This is a genomic window from bacterium (genome assembly GCA_018814885.1).
GTDB lineage: Bacteria > Krumholzibacteriota > Krumholzibacteriia > LZORAL124-64-63 > LZORAL124-64-63 > JAHIYU01.
The window spans coordinates 1-21236 of sequence record JAHIYU010000146.1; the positions used below are offsets into that span (position 1 = coordinate 1).

Annotated in this window: 19 protein-coding genes; 9 read left to right on the forward strand and 10 right to left on the reverse strand. The window is 68.5% G+C overall.

Features of this window, described 5'->3' with window-relative positions:
- A partial coding sequence (locus tag KJ554_11125) for a hypothetical protein (GenBank protein MBU0742888.1) occupies nucleotides 1–257 on the forward strand: 257 nt, incomplete at its 5' end.
- A gap of 78 nt (nucleotides 258–335) precedes the next feature.
- Nucleotides 336–938, forward strand: coding sequence for a cob(I)yrinic acid a,c-diamide adenosyltransferase (locus KJ554_11130; protein ID MBU0742889.1), 603 nt, complete (start codon nucleotides 336–338; stop codon nucleotides 936–938).
- Nucleotides 939–1069: 131 nt separating this feature from the next.
- On the opposite strand, the gene KJ554_11135 is transcribed toward KJ554_11130, so the two are convergent.
- From KJ554_11135 to KJ554_11150, 4 genes are all read right to left on the reverse strand, one after another.
- On the reverse strand, nucleotides 1070–1249 hold the full coding sequence (locus tag KJ554_11135) for a 4Fe-4S binding protein (GenBank protein MBU0742890.1): 180 nt from the start codon (nucleotides 1247–1249) through the stop codon (nucleotides 1070–1072).
- A 125-nt stretch (nucleotides 1250–1374) separates the two neighbouring features.
- Nucleotides 1375–1827 carry a DoxX family membrane protein gene (locus KJ554_11140; protein ID MBU0742891.1) on the reverse strand — a complete coding sequence of 151 codons (453 nt, stop codon included), beginning with the start codon at nucleotides 1825–1827 and terminating at the stop codon, nucleotides 1375–1377.
- Nucleotides 1820–2341 carry a rhodanese-like domain-containing protein gene (locus KJ554_11145; GenBank protein ID MBU0742892.1) on the reverse strand — a complete coding sequence of 174 codons (522 nt, stop codon included), beginning with the start codon at nucleotides 2339–2341 and terminating at the stop codon, nucleotides 1820–1822. The genes KJ554_11140 and KJ554_11145 overlap by 8 nt, the downstream gene beginning before the upstream one ends.
- A 9-nt stretch (nucleotides 2342–2350) precedes the next feature.
- Nucleotides 2351–3406 carry a DUF1573 domain-containing protein gene (locus KJ554_11150; GenBank protein ID MBU0742893.1) on the reverse strand — a complete coding sequence of 352 codons (1056 nt, stop codon included), beginning with the start codon at nucleotides 3404–3406 and terminating at the stop codon, nucleotides 2351–2353.
- Between the two features lie 152 nt (nucleotides 3407–3558).
- On the opposite strand from KJ554_11150, the gene KJ554_11155 reads away from it, so the two are divergent.
- The 4 genes from KJ554_11155 to KJ554_11170 all read left to right on the forward strand — a co-directional run bounded on the left by KJ554_11155 (nucleotide 3559) and on the right by KJ554_11170 (nucleotide 8704).
- A complete protein-coding gene (locus KJ554_11155; protein MBU0742894.1) occupies nucleotides 3559–4602 on the forward strand; it encodes a potassium channel protein in 1044 nt (347 codons plus the stop codon).
- A gap of 78 nt (nucleotides 4603–4680) precedes the next feature.
- Nucleotides 4681–5616, forward strand: coding sequence for a cysteine synthase A (gene cysK, locus KJ554_11160; GenBank protein ID MBU0742895.1), 936 nt, complete (start codon nucleotides 4681–4683; stop codon nucleotides 5614–5616).
- Between the two features lie 11 nt (nucleotides 5617–5627).
- On the forward strand, nucleotides 5628–6554 hold the full coding sequence (locus tag KJ554_11165; protein ID MBU0742896.1) for a serine acetyltransferase: 927 nt from the start codon (nucleotides 5628–5630) through the stop codon (nucleotides 6552–6554).
- 92 nt (nucleotides 6555–6646) lie between these two features.
- A complete protein-coding gene (locus KJ554_11170; GenBank protein ID MBU0742897.1) occupies nucleotides 6647–8704 on the forward strand; it encodes a hypothetical protein in 2058 nt (685 codons plus the stop codon).
- Between the two features lie 31 nt (nucleotides 8705–8735).
- On the opposite strand, the gene gatD is transcribed toward KJ554_11170, so the two are convergent.
- Together gatD and gatE are read right to left on the reverse strand one after the other, a co-directional pair.
- Nucleotides 8736–10118, reverse strand: a complete 1383-nt coding sequence (gene gatD, locus KJ554_11175; GenBank protein ID MBU0742898.1) for a Glu-tRNA(Gln) amidotransferase subunit GatD — start codon at nucleotides 10116–10118, stop codon at nucleotides 8736–8738.
- Nucleotides 10115–12019 (reverse strand): Glu-tRNA(Gln) amidotransferase subunit GatE, encoded by a 1905-nt coding sequence (gene gatE / locus KJ554_11180; GenBank protein ID MBU0742899.1) that lies wholly within the window; start codon nucleotides 12017–12019, stop codon nucleotides 10115–10117. Before gatE ends, gatD begins: the two co-directional genes overlap by 4 nt.
- 227 nt (nucleotides 12020–12246) lie before the next feature.
- Here gatE and KJ554_11185 point away from each other — a divergent pair, with 227 nt between their 5' ends.
- A complete protein-coding gene (locus KJ554_11185) occupies nucleotides 12247–12915 on the forward strand; it encodes a redox-sensing transcriptional repressor Rex (GenBank protein MBU0742900.1) in 669 nt (222 codons plus the stop codon).
- A gap of 112 nt (nucleotides 12916–13027) precedes the next feature.
- Here KJ554_11185 and KJ554_11190 read toward each other — a convergent pair whose 3' ends face one another.
- Genes KJ554_11190 through KJ554_11200 form a run of 3 tightly spaced genes read right to left on the reverse strand, consistent with a single transcriptional unit; the run spans nucleotide 13028 to nucleotide 16289 of the window.
- Nucleotides 13028–14020, reverse strand: a complete 993-nt coding sequence (locus KJ554_11190; GenBank protein ID MBU0742901.1) for a ketoacyl-ACP synthase III — start codon at nucleotides 14018–14020, stop codon at nucleotides 13028–13030.
- 14 nt (nucleotides 14021–14034) lie between these two features.
- Nucleotides 14035–14832, reverse strand: coding sequence for an SPOR domain-containing protein (locus tag KJ554_11195; GenBank protein ID MBU0742902.1), 798 nt, complete (start codon nucleotides 14830–14832; stop codon nucleotides 14035–14037).
- A complete protein-coding gene (locus KJ554_11200; protein MBU0742903.1) occupies nucleotides 14829–16289 on the reverse strand; it encodes a sodium/proline symporter in 1461 nt (486 codons plus the stop codon). The genes KJ554_11195 and KJ554_11200 overlap by 4 nt, the downstream gene beginning before the upstream one ends.
- A gap of 124 nt (nucleotides 16290–16413) precedes the next feature.
- Between KJ554_11200 and KJ554_11205 the strand changes: the two genes are divergently transcribed.
- Entirely contained in the window at nucleotides 16414–17103 is a 690-nt protein-coding gene (locus tag KJ554_11205; GenBank protein MBU0742904.1) for an HAD-IA family hydrolase, read from the forward strand.
- A gap of 124 nt (nucleotides 17104–17227) precedes the next feature.
- Nucleotides 17228–19195 carry a hypothetical protein gene (locus KJ554_11210; GenBank protein ID MBU0742905.1) on the forward strand — a complete coding sequence of 656 codons (1968 nt, stop codon included), beginning with the start codon at nucleotides 17228–17230 and terminating at the stop codon, nucleotides 19193–19195.
- Nucleotides 19196–19213: 18 nt separating this feature from the next.
- Here the strand turns inward: KJ554_11210 and KJ554_11215 are convergent, their stop codons facing one another.
- Nucleotides 19214–21133 (reverse strand): TlpA family protein disulfide reductase, encoded by a 1920-nt coding sequence (locus KJ554_11215; GenBank protein MBU0742906.1) that lies wholly within the window; start codon nucleotides 21131–21133, stop codon nucleotides 19214–19216.
- Between the last annotated feature and the right edge of the window lie 103 nt (nucleotides 21134–21236).

The following is a 21236-nucleotide window of genomic DNA, read 5'->3' on the forward strand; positions in this document are numbered from 1 at the left end:
CCTGGCCCAACCCGGCCAACCCCCGAGCCAGTTTCTCGTTCACCGCATTCCCCGGCGAACGGGTGCGCATGGACGTCTGCGACCTGCGCGGCCGGCGCCTGCGCTCGCTGGCCGCGAGCGCGGACGCCGACGGCGAGGGGGCCCACGTCTTCGACGGTCTGGACCGTGCGGGACGCCCCCTGCCCTCCGGTTCCTACCTGGTCGTGATCCGCGGCTCCGGCGGGGAGGCGTCGCGGAGTTTCACGCTCGTGCGTTGAGCGCGCGCATCCGGGCTGCTATGATGACGCGGTCGGGATCATCCCTGAATCAGCCGGGCGCGAACCCGGGAGGTGCACATGGCCAGGATCTACACACGCACGGGTGACGGCGGCGAGACATCGCTGATCGGCGGTTCTCGCACGGGCAAGGCGGACGTACGCGTCGATCTCTACGGGGAGGCGGACGAACTGAACTGCGCCCTCGGCCTGGCGGCCGCTTTCCTGTCCCGCGCCGACGACGCTCGCCCGGACCTGTCGGCCCGCGCCGCGCTGTTGTGCGGGGAGCTGGCGGCGATACAGTCCGGGCTGTTCGACCTGGGCGCCGTGCTCGCAGATCCGGAGCGCTGCGAGCGGCTGGCGCGCGAGGACGCCGGGATACCGGGCATCGCCGCGGCTACCCTCGAGCGGAGCATCGACCGCCTCGAGGAGGATCTGCCGCCCCTGGGCGTGTTCATCGTGCCCGGCGGTTGCGAGGCGGGCGCGGCCCTGCACGCGGCCCGCGCCGTCAGTCGGCGCCTGGAACGGCGGGCGGTGGCGGCTGCGCAGGAAATCGCGTTGCCGCCGGCGGCGCTGCGCTGGTTGAACCGTCTGAGCGATTGGCTGTTCGTGGCGGCGCGCTGGATCAACGCGGCCTGGGGCGTGCAGGAGACCCCGTGGCGTCCGTCGCGGGGCGGTGGCTGAGCGGGGATCTCGCCGGGTCTTCCCGTCCCGGCTCGTCCGGCCGCGCGGTGCCGGAGGGCAGAACGGTCGAGCCAAGATAAAGGGGGCCCCGTCCAACGCGGAGCCCCCGTTCTATCAGCGTAGCGAGCTTCTCAGTCCACCATGGAGATGGCTTCGGTCGGACACTCTTCCACGCAGGCCTCGCAGTCGGTGCACATGTCATGATCCACGACGGCTATCTCGTCGCCGTTCATGGAGATGGCCTCGGTCGGGCAAGCCTCGACGCAGGATTCGCAGCCGGTGCATTCGTCGGCGTTCACTAGAGCAGGCATGAGAGGCTCCTTGTCTCGAATTTTGTCGCGAAGGTCTCTTTCGACGGCAAGATTGTGCGGACGGTCCCTGAAGTCAACCAAGATTTCTTAACTCGTGATATTGATTGCCGGACTCACCAAGGGCTTCAGAAGCTGCGTCTGGTGCCCCGGTTCAGCAGCAGGATCACCGCGGCCGCCAGCAGCGCCAGATCACGCAGCAGCAACGAGAGGCCTACTGCGTGTCCACCCTTGGTGTGGAAGCAGCCGCAGGAAATATCCAGATCGCGCGCCAGGGCGGCGAGGATCGCGGCCATGAACATCGCCGTCATCAGGGCGATCAACAGGGCTGCGCCCCGCCGTGCGAATCCCATGATCATGGCCAGGCCGGCCACCAGCTCCAGCCAGGGCAGGTAGAGCGCCAGCGGGTGCAGGACGTCGGCGCCGAGGATCCGGTAGTGGGAGACCGCCTGGGCGAAGGCCGCGGGATCGAGGATCTTGTCCAGGGATGCGTAGACGAAGGTGCCGCCGATCAGGAAGCGCAGGAGCAACTCGAGGTAGTCGGGGAGGATCAACCCCCGCTTGGCGACCGCTTCACTCATGACGCGTCTCCGGGCCGGGCGCCGGAGGATCCGTGACCGCGCCGCCGGCCCCGGCCCAGGTCTCGAGATCGCCTGACATCAGGGTGATGTCGCCGAACCCCCTTTCCTGCAGTCGCGAGGCGACGGCGCTGATCATCAACAGGTTGCCGTCGCCGAACAGGAGCAGCGGATCCTCGTGCGGGAGGAAATCGTAGACCTCGCGCAGGTCTTCCTCGAAACGCGCCTGGCTGATGGGGAAGGCTCCCGGTATGCGGCTCGCCCGCGGGTCGGCCGGGCGCGTGTCGATGAAGATATGGGAATTGTCCTCGTAGAGGGCGACCGCCGCGGCCGCGTTGGTCACCGGGAAGCCCAGATCCAGCTCGTAACTGGCCAGATCCGCGCGCAGGGGAAGCCGCGGCGGACGCAGGGCCCAGTTGAGCGCGGCCAGCACCAGCGTGGCCAGCAGGAGGGCGGCGGCCTCGCGCAGGACGTGCCGGGGATGGTAAAGGTTGATCTTGCCCCTGCTGGAGGTCATCGCAGCCCGCTACAGCTTGAGGAGATACATGACGGATGCGCTCAGTTCCGGATAGTCGGGGTGATCGGTGAAGACGCGGAGCATGCCCTTCATCCTGCCCCTGGCCGACACGGCGCGTTCGTCGCTGATCGGCAAGGGCGTGCCCTCGATCGTCACGGCGACCGCGTTGATCGCGGGGTTGGGCTGGATATCCTTCACCTTGAAGCCCGGCAGGTCGATCTCCGCTCCCGTCACGCCGATGTCGAAACCGCGCTGGATCCTCACCGTGAAAATGTGCGAGACGACCTCGTTGCGCTGCAGGTAGCGCAGATTCACCTGTTCGGGATCGAGCACCACGGGGGCGACCACGGCCCCGCCCACCTCGATGTTCACGCTCGTCCGTTTCGGCACGTTGGTGTCGAACGAGACGATCTCGCGGAAAGTGCCGAGGGGAGCGTCGGGGCGCACGGCGATCACCACGGTCTTCTCGCGGGGGTCGCCGGACGCGGCGTCCTCGATCGTCACGTCGAAGAGTTCCGGGCGGAAGCGCGCCGGTTCGATCGTGAGCACCGCGACATCCTCGGTGGAGAAACTGAGGGTCTCGGCCTGGGTGACGCCCACGGGGAGTTTCCGGAAGGTGATGATGTCGGTGGGCGGCATGATGGCCAACGCCGCGTGGACGTCGGCGCGGATGGCGACGTCGATCAAGCTGTGGAACGGGTCGCTGGAATGCACTTTCACGTACTTGATCTGCTCGCCCTGGAACTTCTGGCTGTTGAAGGTGATGGTGACCTCGGTGCTCTGGCCGGGAGCCAGGATATCGATGGGCGGCGTGGCCGCCGTGCAGCCGCAGGTGGTCTCGATCTCGCCGAGGTGCAGGGGGGCGTCGCCGATGTTGCGGATGATCAAGCCGGCCGATGCGGCCTCGAACTGCTCCATCTTGCCGAAATCGAGCTCCAGGGGTTCGATGGAGATCGAGGGCTGACCCTGGGCGACGACGGGCGGGGCCGTGGCGAGCAGGTGCAGGCAGAACAGAAGCGCCAGGCCGGCGGTGGTTCTGTTGGCGGTCATCCGGGCGTTCTTCATCGACATCCATCCTTGACTGATCTATGGTTCCCTGGTCGGAGCACATGAAAACAGTCGGGATCGTATCAGGTTCCCGACGTTCGACCTAAGCCGACCAACAATGTCATACATTTCCGGTGGGGCGGCAAGTCCCGCCCCGCCGGGAACAGGGGATGATGATGGCGTCCGCGTCCGGTGTCGAATCCTCGGTCAACTACCGCCGGCTCGGCATCGCCATGCTGTTCCTGGCGATCATCGTGAGCCTGGGCACGATGGCCCTGGTCAAGGTCGAAGGCTTCACGGCCATGGAAGCCTTCTACATGACCGTGATCACCCTGAGCACGGTCGGCTTCGGCGAGATCCACCCGCTTTCGGACAACGGCCGCATCGTCGTCACCCTGATGATCATGTGCAGCGTGACGCTGATCGCGTACCTGTCCGTGGCCATCGGGGGCATCGTGGTGGAAGGGCACCTGCACCGTTTCCTCGGAGGAAGAATAATGCGGAAGGAACTCGACAAGCTGAACGGGCACTACATCGTCTGCGGCTACGGACGCATGGGGCGGATCGTCTCGGACGAGCTCCTCGGCGAGGGTACCCCGCACGTGGTGGTGACGGACGACGCCGAGGACGCCGAGGAGCTGCGGCGCGACGGCAGGCTGGTCGTGCACGGCGACGCCACCGACGACGAGGTCCTGGAACAGGCGGGCATCAAGCGCGCCCGCGGCCTGGTCGCTTCGGTGTCCAGCGACGTCGCCAACCTCTATATCACCCTCTCGGCGCGCGAGCTCACTTTCGTCGACAACCCCGGGCTCTTCATCCTGGCCCGCGCCGACGACGAGAAGGCCATCCGCAAGATCAAGCACGCGGGCGCCAACCGCGTGGTCTCGCCCTATCAGATCGGCGGCAACCGCATGGCGATGGCCCTGCTCCGGCCCACGGTGTACGACTACCTGGAGGTCATCTCGCAGCGGAGCGACATCGAGCTGGGCATGGAGGAGATGAAGATCGGCCCCGCGTGTACCCTGGCAGGCAAGCGCCTGCGCGAGACGCCGTTGCGCCAGGATTACGACATCATCGTCATCGGCATGCTCGGCAACGACGGGAAGATGGTCTTCAATCCCGGGCCCGAGCAGGAACTCGTCGAGGGCGACCGGCTGATCATTCTGGGCGGCAAACGCAAGATGGAGCGCCTGCAGCGGGATCTCAACCTGTAGCTCCGTCGGTGGCCGCCCTCCGCGTTGATGGGTACCTTGACGGTCTGGAAACACGACCCATCATGCGGGAGGGAACAGATGAGCGGGAAGATACACGACAGCATCCTGGACCTCGTCGGCAACACGCCCCTGGTGAGGTTGCCGAAGCTGAACCGCACCAGGGCCGATCTGCTCGCCAAGCTCGAGTTCGCCAATCCCATGTCCAGCGTCAAGGACCGCATCGGGCTGGCCATGATCGAGGCCGCCGAGCGGGACGGCCGGCTCGCCCCCGGCGCGGAGGTCATCGAACCGACCTCCGGCAACACAGGCATCGCCCTGGCCTTCGTCTGCGCCGCCAGGGGCTACAAGCTCACCCTGACCATGCCCGACAGCATGTCGATGGAGCGGCGGGTCATCCTGCGCGCCTTCGGCGCCGAGCTGGTCCTCACGCCCGCCGCCGAGGGCATGCCCGGCGCCGTGCGCAGGGCCGGCGAGCTGCTCGCCGTGCGCCCCGGCGCCTTCATGCCCCAGCAGTTCGACAACCCGGCGAACCCCGAGATCCACCGCCGCACCACCGCCGAGGAGATCTGGCGCGACACCGGCGGCGAGGTGGACGCCCTGGTCGCGGGCGTGGGCACCGGCGGCACCCTGACCGGCGTGGCTTCGGTGCTCAAGGAGAGGCGACCCGGTTTCAAGGTCGTCGCCGTGGAGCCGGCGCTCTCGCCGGTGCTGTCAGGCGGCGAGCCCGGGCCGCACAAGATACAGGGCATCGGCGCCGGCTTCGTGCCGGGCGTGCTGGACCCGGGCTTGATCGACGAGATCATCCGGGTCTCCAACGAGGAGGCCATGACGACGGCGCGGCGCGCCGCCACCGAAGAGGGCCTGTTCGTGGGCATCTCCTCGGGAGCCGCGCTCTTCGCCGCGCTCGCCTACGCCGAACGTCCCGAGAACGAGAACAAGCGGATCGTGGTCATCATCCCGAGCTGCGGCGAGCGGTACCTGTCCACGGACCTGTACAAGGACCTGGCCCACTGATCGGAGGCGACATGGCTGAGGAGTGCGCGGACAGGCTGCAGAAGCTCGCGCGTAGAATGGTGAGCACGTATCAGGGCGCGGGCGGGATCAACCGTATCGGCGATACGGAGCTTCCCTCCCTGTCGCGCGTGGACGCCGTGCTGTCGCGTCTGTTGACGGTCGTTTTCCCGGGTTACCGCGGCGGCCGGATCAGCGCCCGCGCCTGCATGGAGACGTTCGTGGCCTCGAACCTGGACGCCGTCTTCGTGGAATTGTCGGCGATCATCGAGAACACGCTGTCCTTCTGTTCCCGCGAACCGGTGCACGCGCCGCGCCCCCTGCCGGCCCCCCGGGACGGGGAAAGCGTCGGCGACGTCGCCGAGCGCGTGGCCATCGATTATCTCGACCGGCTGCCCGATGTGCGCGGACTCGTCAAGAGCGACGTCGAGGCCGCCTTCGAGGGGGACCCCGCCGCCATGAGCCGCGACGAGGTGATCCTCTGCTACCCCGGCCTGCTGGCGGTGACCGTGCATCGCCTGGCGCATCCCCTGTACGAGCTGGGCGTGCCGTTCGTGCCGCGCATCATGAACGAATGGGCCCACGCGCGCACAGGCACCGACATACATCCCGGCGCGGCGATCGGTCCCAGCTTCTTCATCGATCACGCCACCGGCGTGGTCATCGGCGAGACCTCAGAGATCGGTTCCCGCGTGAAGATCTACCAGGGGGTGACCCTGGGCGCCCTGAGTTTCCGGCGGGCGCCGGACGGCTCGCTGGTCAAGGGCGGCAAGCGCCATCCCACCATCGAGGACGACGCCACCATCTACGCCAACGCCACCATCCTCGGCGGCGAGACGGTGATCGGGCGGGGAGCGGTGATCGGCGGCGGCTGCTGGGTCACCAAGTCGGTACCGCCCGGCGTGACGGTCATGACCCATACGCACACCGATCGGAGCTGACCGGAGAGGGCGTGCCGTCCCTTGATCGGCCGCGCCGGGTACGATACTTTCATGCCTCGCCCGCAGGCACCATCCCAGGGAGGCGCGGTTTCATGCATCACGACCCATCTCCGGTCCCGCTTCGCACCGGCGGCGCGGGGATCGGCTCGCGCATCAAGGTATTCATGACATTCCTGTGCCTGGCCGTCGCGGGATTCGTCTCCGCCCAGCCCCCCGACGAGGGTGACCGCGAGTACGGCTGTCTGGCCGCCGCCAAGCACACCCTCGCGGCCGACAAGACGTCCAGCCCCGTGGCCGCGAACACGATCAACTACGACGTGCGCGAATACCGACTCTCGGTGACGCTCGACCCCGACGCGACCGAGTACACGGGCGAGGTGTACGTGCGTTTCGCCCCCGTGCTGCAGGATTTCAACGAGTTCGTCCTGGACGTGGTGGGCCTCGAGGTGCTGTCCGTCACCGGCGGCGACGGCTCCCTGGCCTTCGTGCAGGCCGGCGATTCGGTGGTCGTCGATCTGCCGCTGGCGAAGCTGGGCGCGGACGACAGCGTCACGGTCGCCTTTCGCGGCGAGCTGGTGGAGTACAACCGCGAGGGCCTCGGCAAATGGACCCACGACTGGGACGTCCCCGCCGACAGCGGCCCCTGCATCGCCACCTTCAGCGAGCCGGAGTTCTCGCGGACCTGGTGGCCGTGCAAGGACCGCCCCTACGACAAGGCGCCCGCCACCATCATCATCACCGCTCCCGACGATCTCACCGCCGTCTCCAACGGCCTGCTGGAGAGCGAGACGGACAACGGCGACGGCACGCGCACCTGGGTCTGGGTGGAGTCGCATCCCATCGCGCCGTACCTGATCTCCGTCGCGGTCAGCGATTACGTGCACTTCGGCGAATTCTGCCTCACGCCCGTCAGCGCCATCGACCTCGACCACTGGGTCTTTCCCACCGATTCCCTGAACGCGGCGGTCGACTTCGCGCCGCTGTGCGACATGATCGACTTCATGGAGGGCCTGGTCGGTCCGTACCCGTTCGCCGACGAGAAGTACGGCCACGCCGAGTACCTGAACACCTCCAGCGGCGCCATGGAGCACCAGACGGTCACCAGCTACGGCGCATCCCTGATCACCGGCAACAACAGCAAGGACTGGATCGTCGTCCACGAGCTAGCCCACCAGTGGTTCGGCGACTCGCTCACGCCCGAGACCTGGCCCGACATCTGGCTCAACGAGGGTTTCGCCACCTACAGCGAGGCACTCTGGCAGGAGCACCTGCACGGCCTGGACGAGACGGGCGAGCTGGGCGGCTACTTCTGGAAGATGCGCCGCCTGCACTGGGGCAACGACTGGATCGGGCAGACCACCGTCTACGATCCCTTCCCGGTCCTAGATCGCGTCGTCTACGACAAGGGCGCCTGGCTGCTGCACATGCTGCGCGGGCGGATCGGCGACACCGCCTTCTTCGACCTGCTCGAGGACTGGGCCACCGCCGGCGGGCGCCCCGGGGGCGTGGTCGACACCGGCGCGTTCGTCGCGCTGGCGAGCGCCCACCACGGCGCGGACCTGAGCGCCTTCTTCGACCCCTGGCTCTACCGGAGCACCGTGCCCCACCTGGAGATGGACGTCTCGGTGGACGGCGGCTTCGGCGTGGGTTCCGAGCTCACCGTGAGCCTGACCGACCGCAGCGGCGTGGTCTTCGACAACGTGTACCCCCTGCGGGTGACCACCGATGCCGGCGAGGAGTGGCGTCCGTTCCGCCTGGTCGGCGCCGCGAAGACGGAGGTTTTCGGTTTCGGCAGTCCCGTCCAGGAGGTGGCGCTGGACCCTCTGGGCTGGGTGGCGTGGCGCTCGGCCGCCGAGGCGCAGACGGCGCTGCGCCTCCTGCGCACCTATCCCAACCCGTCGTTCGACGGCGTGCTAGGCGTCGTCTACCGGCTGGAACACGACGACGACCTCGCCCTGCAGATCTACGATGCGCGCGGGCGCCTGGTGTACGAGCGCGACATCGGCCTGGTGCTGGGCACCTTCAGCGAGCAGGAGGTGCTCTGGAGCGGCCGGGACGGCGAGGGCCGGCGCGTGCCGTCGGGCGTGTACTGGGCGCGGCTCGAGGCGGGGGGGGAGTCGAGCGTGATCAAGTTCTCCGTCGTGCGGTGAGACGCAAGACAGTCGGGAGACTCTCCCCCCCCTATTTCCAGTGCTGCGACATGAACCGCTCAATTTCGGGCAACCCCCCCTGGTACACCAGGTACCCGTTCTGCGGCTCGCGATCGGTGATCTCCCGCGAGATGGGCGTCAGCATGATCTCCTTGATCCGCGTCAGGTCGTCCGTCTGGCCGAGTGCCCAGCCCAGCTTCATGTACGCCACCTCGGGCAGCATGTTGGCCGCCGGCACCACGCCCAGCTCCATGAGCTCGCGTCCGGTCTCGTAGACGTACATCTGCACGTAGCCCCACAGCGTCTGGACGGTCATGTAGACGGCCACGCCTGCCTGGTGGGCCCGCGCGAGCGCCCCGTAGACCGGCCGGTTCACGTGTCCCAGCCCCGTGCCGGCGATCACGATGCCCCGGTAGCCGTTGGCCACCAGGGAGTCGATGATGTCGGGCCGCATGCCGGGGTAGTAGTAGACCAGCGACACGCGGTCGTCGAAGACCGCCGTGATCTTCACGTTCCTGTCCTTGCGGCGCCGCTTGTAGTCGTGCTTCAGCGGCGTGACGCCGTTCTCGTCGACCCGGCCGAGGGGGATGTCGCTCAGCGTCCGGAAGGTCGAGCGGTAGGACGAATGCATCTTGCGCACGCGCGTGCCGTTGTGCAGCAGGCCGTACTCGTCGCTGGTGGGGCCGAACATGCAGACCATGACCTCGGCCATGTCGCTCGTGGCCGCGGTGCGCGTGGCGTTGATCAGGTTGAGCGCGGCGTCGCTGGACGGGCGGTCGCTGGACCGCTGCGATCCCACCATCACGATGGGCACCGGCGAGTCCTGCACCATGAACGACAGGACCGCCGCCGTGTGGTGCATGGTGTCGGTGCCGTGGCCGACGACTATGCCGTCCACGCCCCTGGCGATCTCAGCGCCGATGGCCTCGGCCAGGCCGATCCACTGCTCGCGGGCCATGTTCTCGCTGAAGACGCCGTAGAGCTTCTCGGTCTCCAGGTTGCAGATGTCGGCCAGCTCGGGCACCGAACCGTAGAGCTCGCCGGGGGAGAAGGCGGGGATCACCGCGCCGGTGCGGTAGTCCAGTCTGGAGGCGATCGTGCCGCCGGTGCCGAAGAGCTTCACCCGCGGCTTGCCGGCCTCGTAGGGGAAGTCCTTCTCGGGGATCTTGTAGTTGGCGACCTTGCGCCCGTGGACGGCGATGTCCTCCACCGACCCGCAGTGCAGGCCGACGTTGTAGCCGGTGATCATCTTCAGGACGATGTGCTCGGCGTCCGCGGTCTCGCTGCGGGGCAGGATCAGCCCCGCGAACGCGCCGCGCTCGGTGCGCACGGTCACGTCGCTCCAGACCGGGGCCTCGAAGCGTTTCAGGACCGCCAGCGCGGGGTCGCGGTAGCCCTCGTATTCCTCGCTCACGGCTGCGCCTCCTTCACCCAGGCGGCGACGGTCGCGCCCGGGACGACGCCGCGCAGCCGCTTCATGACCAGGCCCATGACCGTGCGCTCCCGCTTGTCCGGAGCCGCGGGCAGGGCGGACGGCAGGGCCGCGAGTTCCTCCTCGCAAATCCTTCGCGCCAGCGCCGCGTCCAGCGCGGCGGGCGGTTCGTCCTCGCCGCACCAGATGCCCTCCGGCACGGCCTCGCCTGCGTTCACGCGCGCGATCGTCCGTTCCCACCAGTCGCCGGCCGCTCTGAGGCTGGTCGGTCGCGGCACATCCCGGTCCAGCAGCAGCGACGCCAGGCCGGTGGGGGTGAACGGCCCGCCATCCAGGCGCTCCAGCAGATGGACGCAGAGCGCGTAGGCCGGATGGATGGCCAGCCGCGCGGCCAGGTCCTCGCCCACGCCGGCCCCGCGCAGGCGCGCGAGCCTCTCCCAGGGCGGTTCGGGCGGGGTGGCGCCCAGCGCGGCCACGCGGTCGCGCGTCAGGACCACCGGGGGCAGGTCCGTGTCGGGATACATGCGGCTCGGGCCGGGCAGGATGCGCTCGAATCCGTTGGTGTCGTCCGGCAGCGATTGGCGCGTTTCCGACGGCACGCCCTCGACGGCGTCGCGGGCGCGGATCAGGATCTCGCTCGCCGCGGTCCGTACGTCGCGCTCGGGCCCCCAGACGATTATCACGGGCGTGCCGTGCGCGACGTCGCATCTGCGCTCGACGCGGGTCCACTCGGCGCCAGTCAGGGTCTCGGTCTCGCTGGTCGAACAGACGAGGTTGGGCTGGGAGTCGAGGCAGGCCACCACGCGCACGCGATCCGCGAATTCCTTGAGGAAGAAGGTGTGCGGCTGGGTCGGCGTGTTGATCAGGCCCTCGAAGCCGGGCAGCGGCACGGCCGCGGCCCGGGCGCCCGCGGCGAGGGCTTCCCGCAGGTCACGCCAGGCGGTGCCCTGCAGGATATCGGTGACGTCCTGCCAGCGCTCCTGTATCGACTCGGCCGTCACGCCGCGTTCGCGCAGGACGCGGCGGATGGCCAGCAGGCTCCTCTGCCGCAACGCCTCGTTGTGCACCAGGCGCGGGATCTGCTTGATGGACGAGACGCCCTTGATCTCGATCCGGGTGCCGCCGGCGATGCTCACGTTCACGTCCTGGCGGCCGGCGCCGACCCCGGTGCGGACCATCCCCGAGGCCCGCGCCACCCGGCGCAGCAGCTCGCAGACCGCGGCCGCGTCCTCGGGCGTGCGCATGTCGGGCTCGGTGACGGTCTCGATCAGCGGCATGCCCAGGCGATCGGTGCGGAAGACGCGGTCGTGGCCCCGGTCGGTCACCTCGCGGCAGGAATCCTCCTCGAGCGACAGCTGCCGGATGCCGATCCTGCGGCCGGCGTGGGGGATCTCCCCGCTGACGCCGATGATGGCCGTGCGCTGGAAGCCGGTGGGGATGCTGCCGTCCAGGTACTGCTTGCGCGCGATGTGGATCTCGTCGACGACCTGCAGCCCCAGCATCAGGGAGACGGCGATGGAGATGTCCAGCGCGTGGGGGTCCATCTCGAAGGGCGGCGCGTCGTCCATCTCGTAGGTGCAGACCGAATCGTTGTCGAGCAAGTAGGTGATCCGTTTGCGGGTCTTGAACTCCATCAGGGCCGTGCCGTCGTAATCGCCCATCTCCGAGAGGGTGGGGCGCATGTGGCGCAGGATCTCCACGTCGTGATTGCGCGAGTACCGCCCGGCGGGGCAGCGGCAGAAGAGCTTGCGGTCGGTCAGCAGCTGCTGATGGACCTCGAGACCGACCTTGAAACCCAGGGCCGCGTAATCCTCTGCATTCCAGCTGCCATGGACGGGCAGCGGCGCGTGCTGCAGGGGGTCGAATGAAGTGACGTCGCTCATGGGGGTCCAGTCTCGAAGTCGGATTTCGCATCGTCGGCGTAACACCGCGGCAAATATAGACGGTACCGGACGGCCTTCCAACGCCATTTTCCAACCGGCCGCGGTCCGGTCACTCCCCGCTTGACAGGGAAAGTTGTTAGGGTTTATTGTGCTTCTGTGATATTGCTAACAGAATCAGGCCATAATCGTCAGCTCCACTTCTCCGGGCGCAGCGAAGGGTGATCGTCTTGAAGATCGTCAGCAACAGGGGGAAACGCTTCCGAGTGCCCGACGCCACGATCAAGCGTCTCCCGCTCTACCTCGACAAGCTGATCCTGCTCCAGCAGGCGGGCGTGCAGGAGGTCTCGTCCAGGCAGCTGGCGACCTCGCTCGACATCAAGGCCAGCCAGCTTCGTCACGATTTCCACTACTTCGGCGGTTTCAGCAAGCCCGGCCGGCCCTACCAGGTCGACAAGCTGGTGCCGGCCCTGCGCGAGATCATCGGCATCGACATACCTGTCCCGATCGTCATCGCCGGCGCCGGACACCTCGGCAACGCCCTGGCCAACTACCAGAACTTCGAGAGCCAGGGCTTCCCCCTGCTGGGCGTCTTCGACGTCGACGAACGGCTGGTGGGCCGCGAGATCCGGGGCGTGAAGATCCGGCACATGTCCGAGATGCGGGCCTTCGTTAGCGAGCACGGAGTCAAGCTGGGGGTGCTGACGGTGCCCATGCAGGTGGCGCAATCCGTGGCGGATGACATGATCGCGGCGGGCATCACCGGCATCTGGAACTTCACGCCGACGGAGATCAAGGTCCCCGAGGCTCTCATCGTGCGCAACGAGCGCCTGGCCGTGGGCCTGATGTGCCTTAGCTTCAAGACCAAGCGTATCGGCATGCCCGACGAGATGCGCTAGGGCGCCCTCGCCCAAGGCCTGGTCCCGACGCGAAATGGGCGAGCACGATTCCGAGGGTACGACCGGGTGCATCGAGGCTCGATATCCTGAGTACTCCAGCTTCTGATCTTTCTCACCAACGTATGAGGTTCGCGCCCCAGGTGAATCCCGACCCGAAGGCGACCAGCACCAGCAGGTCGCCCCGCTCGAGACGTCCCTCGCGCGCCGCTTCGGCCAGGGCGATGGGGATCGAGGCGGCGGTCGTGTTGCCGTACTTGTGGATGTTGGAGAACACCTGTTGCGGGGCCAGCTCGAAGCGCTTGGCGACGGCCTCGGTGATGCGCAGGTTGGCCTGGTGGGGGATGACCAGGGCGATGTCGTCCCGCGTCGCGCCGCCCTTCTCGAGCACCTCCTCGATGGCCTCGCAGAAGCGGCGCACGGCGTGCTTGAAGACGAGACGGCCGTTCATCCTGGGATGGTGCCGGCCCTCGGCGAGATGCGTTCCGTCGATGCGTCCCGGTACGTGGCAGGACGGCATCTCGCACCACAGGGCGTCGTGGAACTTCCCTTGGCTGTGCAGCGCCGACGCCAGGACGTCGCCGCCTTCGTCGGCGGCCCGCAGCACGGCCGCGCCGGCGCCGTCGCCGAAGAGCACCGCCATGTCGCGTCCCCGGTCGGAGAGGTCAAGGGCCGTCGACTGCACCTCGGCGCCGACGACCAGGGCCGTGTCCGCCTGCTCCGACCTGATGAAGGCGGCGGCGGTCGCCACGCCGTAGATGAAGCCCGTGCACTGGTTGCGCACGTCCAGGGCGGCGACGGGCCCCAGGCCCAGGTCCCGCTGCAGCAGCACGCCGTTGCCCGGGAAGAAGTGGTCGCCGCTGATGGTGGCGCAGATGACGAGGTCGATGTCCCGCGGCCCGACGCCGGCGTCGTCCATGGCCATGCGCGCCGCGGCCGCGCCCAGCCCGGCCAGCGTCTGACCGGGCTCGATCCACCTGCGCTCCCGGATGCCGCTGCGTTCGCGGATCCAGTCGTCGGAAGTGTCGATCAGGCGGGCGAGATCGTCGTTGGTCACGATGCGTTCGGGCAAGTGGTAGCCGGTGCCCGCGAACGACACGTTGCGCATGCCTGCTCCCGTCGTCACCGGTGCGTGATGTAGGTGCTCCTGCCGATCTCGTCCGCGTGGGCCGCGGCCCACGCCTTCGCCGCGGCGTGCGTCTCGAAATAGGCTATCCACACCTTGGTCTGCGCGCCGCCGGTGGTCGATTGCAGGGTCGGCGTCTCCACGCGGAAGCCCTTCTCGCGCAGCCCGACCGCCAGTTCCTGCGCGTTGGCCCGCGTGCCGAAGGAGCCGAGCTGGACGGCCCACTTGCCGTCGGCTCCGGGCTCTCCCGACGAGACCGTCACACCGGCCCTCCGTGTTTGCCGTGTCGATGGCGGTGCCGATTCCGCGCCGGTCCCCGTCGTCGCTCCCGGTTCCTCCGGCACGACCGGCGGCGCCTCCAGGGACAGGTTCACGTCGCTGCTGCGCGGAGGCGCGGGCCGTTCGGTGCTGGCGGCCCCGCTGTCCGCGGCCACCACGGAGAACTGCTCTCCTACAGGCGCCGGCAGGTCCGCGCCGCCCCGTGGCCAGAAGATGAAGACCGCGGCGGCCACGACCACGACGCCTGTCGCGATCATGACCCGGTTGGTGCCGCCGCCGCCGGCGAGACCCCGGCGCCTGATCGGGCGGTATGGCTCCGTGACTTCCTCGTACGCCTCGTCGGGCGGCAACTCCTGACGGGCCGCATCGTCCGCTCGATCCTCGCGGGGTGTTCGTTCTGACATGTCGGCAGGCTCCTTGTTGAGAAACTCCAGCGGCTCGCGGCCGCCCAGGCCGGGAAGGAAGGGCTCGCCGTCGCCGGACGCGTGGTGGGACTTGTGCTTCTCGTCGTTCATCGGTCGATCCCTCCCGTCCCGGATCGATCCGGCCGCAGCAGGCTGAACACCACGGTCGCGGCGAGGGACAGCGCGAATCCCGGCACCAGCTCATAGAGCTGGGATCTCAGGGCCGGGATGTTGTACCAGGCGAGCACCACCGCCGTTCCGGTCAGCAGGCCCGCGATCACGCCCGCGCGGCTCGTGCGCCGCCACCACAGAGACAGCAGCAGGGGCGGCCCGAAGGCCGCGCCGAGTCCGGCCCAGGCATAGAGCACCAGCGAATAGACCAGCGCGTCGGCGCGCCAGGCCAGCAGAAACGCGGCACAGCCGACCGCCAGCGTGGCCAGGCGGCTGATCAGCAGCAGCCGGCCCTGGTCGGCGTCGGGCCGGAGCAGCCGGCGGTAGACGTCCTCGCTGACGGTGCTGGCCGACGACAGCAGCTGCGAGTCGGCCGTGGACATCATGGCGGCGATGGCGCCGCAGATCATGATCACCGCCAGCCATTCCGGCAAGAACTCGCGGGCCATCATGGGCATCAGCTGTTCCTGGTCGACGATCAGGCGGCCTTCGCCCAGGACCTCCGGGCCGAAGTGCGCCAGGCCCGTCAGACCGATCATCACCGCGCCGACGAAGGCCAGCACCGCCCAGGTCACGGCGATGATGCGGCCCTTGCCGACCTCATCGCCGGAGGTGATCGCCATGAAGCGCAGCACGAGATGGGGCTGCCCCATGTAGCCGAGGCCGATGCCCAGACTGCCCAGGGCGGCCGAGATCGCCGCCCATGAGCTCTCGCCCGGCAGGGGCATCAGGTAGCGCAGATCGTATCCGCCCAGCGCGGATTGCAGCCCGGGCAGGCCGCCGACCTCCCCCAGCACCGCCAGCGGCAGCACGACCAGGGTGAAGAGCATGATCACGCCCTGCACCAGGTCGGTCCAGGCCACTGCGTAGAGGCCGCCGGCCATGGTGTAGAAGAGCACCAGCGCCGCGCCGATCAGCATGCCCTGCAGATGCGTCACCCCCAGGTAGTAGTTCAGCACCTTGCCCGCGGCCAGAAACTGGGCCGCCACGTAGAAGGTGAAGAAGAAGAGGATGATCGAGGCGGCGATCAGGCGTATCGATCTCGTCGTGTCTCCGTGGCGGGATTCGAAGTAGTCGGCCAGGGTCAGGGAGCCGAGCCGCTCGGTCTCGACCCGCAACCTGCGCGCGATCGCGAACCAGGAGAAGGCGATCCCGCTCACGCAGCCCACGGCGACCCAGAAGGCGGACATCCCGGAGACGAAGGCGAGCCCCGGCAGTCCGATCAGCAGCCAGGCCGATTCGCCGCTCGCCCGTTCCGAGAAGGCGGCGACCCAGGCGCCGAGCTTGCGGTCGGCCAGCAGGTAGGCGTCCTGGGAGCGGTTGAGACGCACGGCCGCGAAGCCGACCGCCACGGTCATGGCGAAGTAGATCAGGAAACCTGCGATCAGGGGGTTCATGGACTCCTTCCGGCGATGCCGCTGTTCCGTGCGGCCGTCGCCGAGTATAGGGATCAGTCCGCAAGTGGACAACCGCTAAGGCGTGGACTTATGATGCGGCTCTCACTCGTGCCAAGGAGCAGTCATGGGCCGCAAGAAGTATCACGGCCGCCGCGTATCGGCGATGATCTTCGACCTCGACGGGACGCTCATCGACTCGGGGCTGGACATCGCCCTCTCGGCCAATTTCGCGCGCGGCCACTTCGGTCTGGCGGCGCTCGACGAGGCGACGGCGATCTCCTACGTCGGGGACGGCGTGGAGAAGCTCCTGGAACGGGCCCTGACCGTGGACGGCGTCGCGCCCGCGCCGGAGATGGTCGCCGAGGGCCTGGGGGTGTTCCGCGACCACTACGGCCGTCACTGCCTGGACACCACCGCGCTCTATCCCGGCGTCCTCGACACCCTGCTGCATTTCCATCGCCTGCCGATGATGATCGCCACCAACAAACCGCGCGCGTTCACGGATGCCATCCTCGCCGGACTGCACGTGGACGGCGCCTTCCGGCGCGTCGTGACGGCCGACGAAGCCCCCAGGAAGCCCGATCCCGCGCAGCTGGCGATGTGCCTAGACGGACTGGACGTCGCGCCCGCCGAGGTAGCCGTGGTGGGCGACAGCCCCAACGACATCCGTGCGGCCCGCGCCCTGGGCGCGGTGGCCGTGGGAGTGACCTACGGCCTGAAGCCGGCGGGGGTGATCCGCGCCGAGCAACCCGACTTGATCCTGACAGCCTTCGCCGAGCTCCGCGACGCCTTCCCCGCGCGGGACACGCTCTGAGGGGGCGCTGCGCGCGGCGCCGCGTCCCGTCCCCGCCTCCGGCCTTCATGCCTTGACGGCCGGAGGCGCTGCGTTATGCTGGCACGCGAAACCAGCCACGCATCCCTCGACGGGAGGCTTCCCCATGCCGGTCACGCGCCCCCTGTTCACGCCCTTCGCCACCGCGGCGGGGACGATGTGCATCCCTCCCGCGCGCGCCCGCTCCGGCCTGCTCGACTGGGCGCGCGGCTTCAAGCTGGGCACCGCCGGCTACCGCGACCTGCTCGATCCGCAGGACATGCACAGCCCCCGTGTCCCCTTCAACAGCCTGAACGTGGCGGTGATGCTGTACGCGCGGGCGCAGCTCGCCCTCGATGAGGGGCTGGCGCATCTGCACGTGGGCGGCGAGGTGCGGCCCCACACCCGGGAGTTCATCGACCTGGCGGCGCGCATCTACGCGGGCGCCGGCATCGTCGTGCATCTCAGGCCGATCGGTCACGACACGACGCCCATCTGGCTCTCGTCCTTCGGCGTGAACTACGAGGAACTGGACGGCGGCGAGAACTTCACCGCATCCCACAGCCCCAGCTTCAAGGGCGGCTGGAAGCCCATGGACGCCAGCGGCATGCAGTTGCTGGGCCTAGCCCGGCGCATCGCGGACAGGACGCGCGTGCTGGCGCTGCAGGCAGGCGGGGCGGGCCTGGAGATCCCGCTGGCGGCCAGCGACGATCCCCTGATCAAGCGTGATTTCGATCCCCTCGAGCCGTATGCCGCCGGTCTGCGCGCCATCGTGCCCGCGTCCCTGCTGGACGAGATCCCCGCGGCTCGCGAGCGCGGTTTCCGCGCCTCGATCTGCACCGAGGGCGGCAGCATGGCCGCGACCGCGCGGCGGGTCTTCGCGCAGCTCGGCATCGGCTGCGACGGGGACGGTCCCGTAGCGTTCACCCACGAACAGGAATCGAGCGACTACCACGGCATCGGCATCGTCGACGGCGTGAACCACGGCGTCGATCCCGGCAAGTGGCAGGTCTACAAGCATATCGGCGCGCAGGCGACTCTGCGCGATCGATCGGCCGACGTGGTCTTCATCTGGGATCCCGACGGCGATCGCTTCAACATGGTGACCGTCGCGCCTGCGGCGCGCGCGCAGGACGCCCGCGCGGCCGGTCTCGAGGTGGATCCTCTGGACCGGGATCGCTGTCTGGTCTTCTTCAGGCCCAACCAGATCTACTTCATGCTCGCCGCCGTCAGGCTCGAGACACTGCACGCGGAAGGCAGGCTCGACGACGTCGACTGGATCGTCGCCACGACCTGGCCCACCAGCCGCAGCATCGGCGAGCTGGCCGAGACGTTCAACCGTCTCCACGGCGCGTCGCTGAAGACCCATCGCGTGCCGGTCGGTTTCAAGTATTTCGGCGGCCTCGTGGCCGATCTCGAGCGGCAGCTCCTGGACGCCGACCAGGACGCCCCGCCGCCGACCACGTCCGCCACCGATGTCACCGGCGACACGGTCGCCTTCGGACCGCGGCCGCGCCTGGCGATCATGGCGGAGGAGAGCGGCGGCGCGGCCATGGGACCGGACGATTGGATGTTCAGCCGCCACGAGCGGCGCGCCACGCTGGCCATCAAGGAGAAGGACGCCATGCAGATCGGCGTCATGTCCCTGGGCCTCGCCGCGCGCCTGCACCGCGAGGAGAAGAGCTTCGCCGATTTCTACATGGACCGGCTCGACCGCTACGGCATCGTCCACCGTTTCTACGAGCGCCAGGACGTGACCCTCTACGACGAGTCGTTGCGCGGCGAGGAGCGTGCCGCGGCGCAGGCCGCCGGCAACCGGCGCAAGGAGGAAACGGTGGCCTTCTTCGGGAGCCTGGCGGGACGCCCGGCCGCCGAGGTGGCGACAGAGCTGCGCCGGCGATTGCCCGCGGGAGCGGTCCTGCCGGAGGTCGCCCGCTGCTTCGACGCCGGCGACGGCACCCTGATCGAGTTCGACGGGCAGTGGTTCGAGCTGCGCGCCAGCGGCACCGACGCGGTCCTGCGCTATTACATGGAAGGGAACGACCCGCAGCGCGTCGGCACCCTCAACTCGGCCTTCGTCGCGCTGGACATATGAAGAGAAACCTTCATCTCGTCAATATCGAATGGTGCCGAACAGCTCCACGCCCTCGAACGCGGGCTCGAACTTGCAGACGCCGCCCGCGCAGAGGTAACCGCCCAGGCGCTTGCCCGCCCACATGGTGAACATGGCGCCGTCGTCCGTCACGTAGCTGATCTGGGCGGCGGGGAATGGCCCTTCCTCTTCCAGGAAGTCGCGCTGGGCCGCGTACTTGTTGTTGGTCTCGAGAATGGCGGCGAAGGTCCAGTTCGGCGCCGTGGCGTACTCGAGCGTCGTGAACTGCTGGTCGTACTCGCCGTTGCCGCCGAACTCCGTGCCGGGATCCCGCGCGTGCTGGTGCTCGAACTTGAGCGTCCAGGAGCGGCGGGCGTCGGCGTACCAGGTGATCTCCCCCACGGCGGTGACGTATTCCTGATCGCGGAGGAAGTGCGTGTCGTACACTTCGCGCCAGTCGGCGCCGCCGCGGAAACGGAAGTCTCCGATCCGGTTCTGCTCCACGTGGGCGTAGTACTCCCGATAACTCTGCCGTCCGTCCTGCAACTCCACGAGGGCGGCGTTCCCGACCGCGCTCCAGCCGTCCGGACCGGCCCAGGTGATCTCGCCCTGCAGGCCGCGTTCGTCGTCGGCGTCGCGCAGATAGGGTTGCCGGTTCAGCAGCGTGTAGAGATGCTCGCGGGTCAACGACGGCGGATTGTTCAGCGGCGTGCGTCCGTCCGCCTCCGCCAGGATGGTGAATTCATCGTAGTCCATGACCTCCGCGGAGAGGCCGAGGGGGCCCGCGAGGACCGTGGCGCCGGCGTAGAACGCGTGTCCCCACCGTTCTAGGAACTCGCCGCCCGGCATCTGCTCCCAGCGCCTGCGCCCACCGTACTCCACGTACAGATCGCCCGCCCGGTGGGCGGTCTCCAGGCGGCCGGACAGGGCGTAATCGCGGAGCAGGGCGCCGTCGCGTACGGGGGTGTCGGGAGCCTGCCAGGTGAGGCCCGTCACGCCGAGGGACAGCCGGTCGTGAAGGCGCAGCGTGCCGTCGAGCCCGCGCACGTCGAGATCCAGATCCGAGGGCGTGCCGCTGAAGACCGTCGCCTGCCACGGACCGTGTCCGCCGCGGGCCAGCAGACCGTCCAGCGCGGTGTCCACGCGGATCGTCCGGTTTTCGTATGCGGCGAAGAGCAAGCCGCGTCCGAACATCCCGTAGAAGTGGCCGGCGCGCACTTCGTAGTCGTCGGCGAGCAGTTCGACGAAGCGGTGCCGGATGTCGTTGCGCCGGTCGCCCTCCTCGGCGGGCTGCTGCGTGTCGAGCAGGACGCCGAAGCGGAACGCTCCGGAGTTGAAGTCGGCATCGAGCCAGTTCTCGAAGATCTCGCTCTCGGTGCCCGTGTGATACGAGTACTCGAACTGGTCGGTGGCGTGGAACGCGCCGCCGGCCGCCTCGCCAGCGGGGGTTTCGCGCAGTTTGGCCACTTCCTCCCGCAGCACGAGCTCGTCCCCCTCGCGGTAGCCGACATGGCGGTAGACCTCGCGACCCTGGGCGTCGAGCAGCATGAGGAAGGGCATGGTGCCGCTGATCTGCAGCTTGCGCTGCACGTCGCCTGCGGTGTCCAGCAGGACCGTGAGGTGATCGTAACCCTTGGTGGCCACGTAGGACGGCACCTTGTGGACGCTGCGCGGCGAATCGATGTTGATCGCCAGCACGGCGAGCTCGCCCGCCATCTCGGCGGCCAGTTCGTCGAGGTGCGGCAGCTCCTTGAGGCAGGGGGCGCACCAGAGGGCCCAGAAGGAGATCAGGACCGGGCCGCGATCCAGCTGGTCGTGCAGTCCGACCGGGTTGCCCGCGATGTCCTCGAGAGACCAGTCCGGCACGGCGTAGCCGCCGGCGCCGGCGGGCACGGGAGTCAGGGCGGCGAGCAGGAGCAAGGACAGAGCGATGCATTTCATGAGCCGACTCCGTTCTGTCATTTCACGAGCGTCATCTTGAGGGCCTCGGATAGGCCACCGACGCGCAGGATCGCGAGATAGAGGCCGCCGGCCAGAGGGGCGC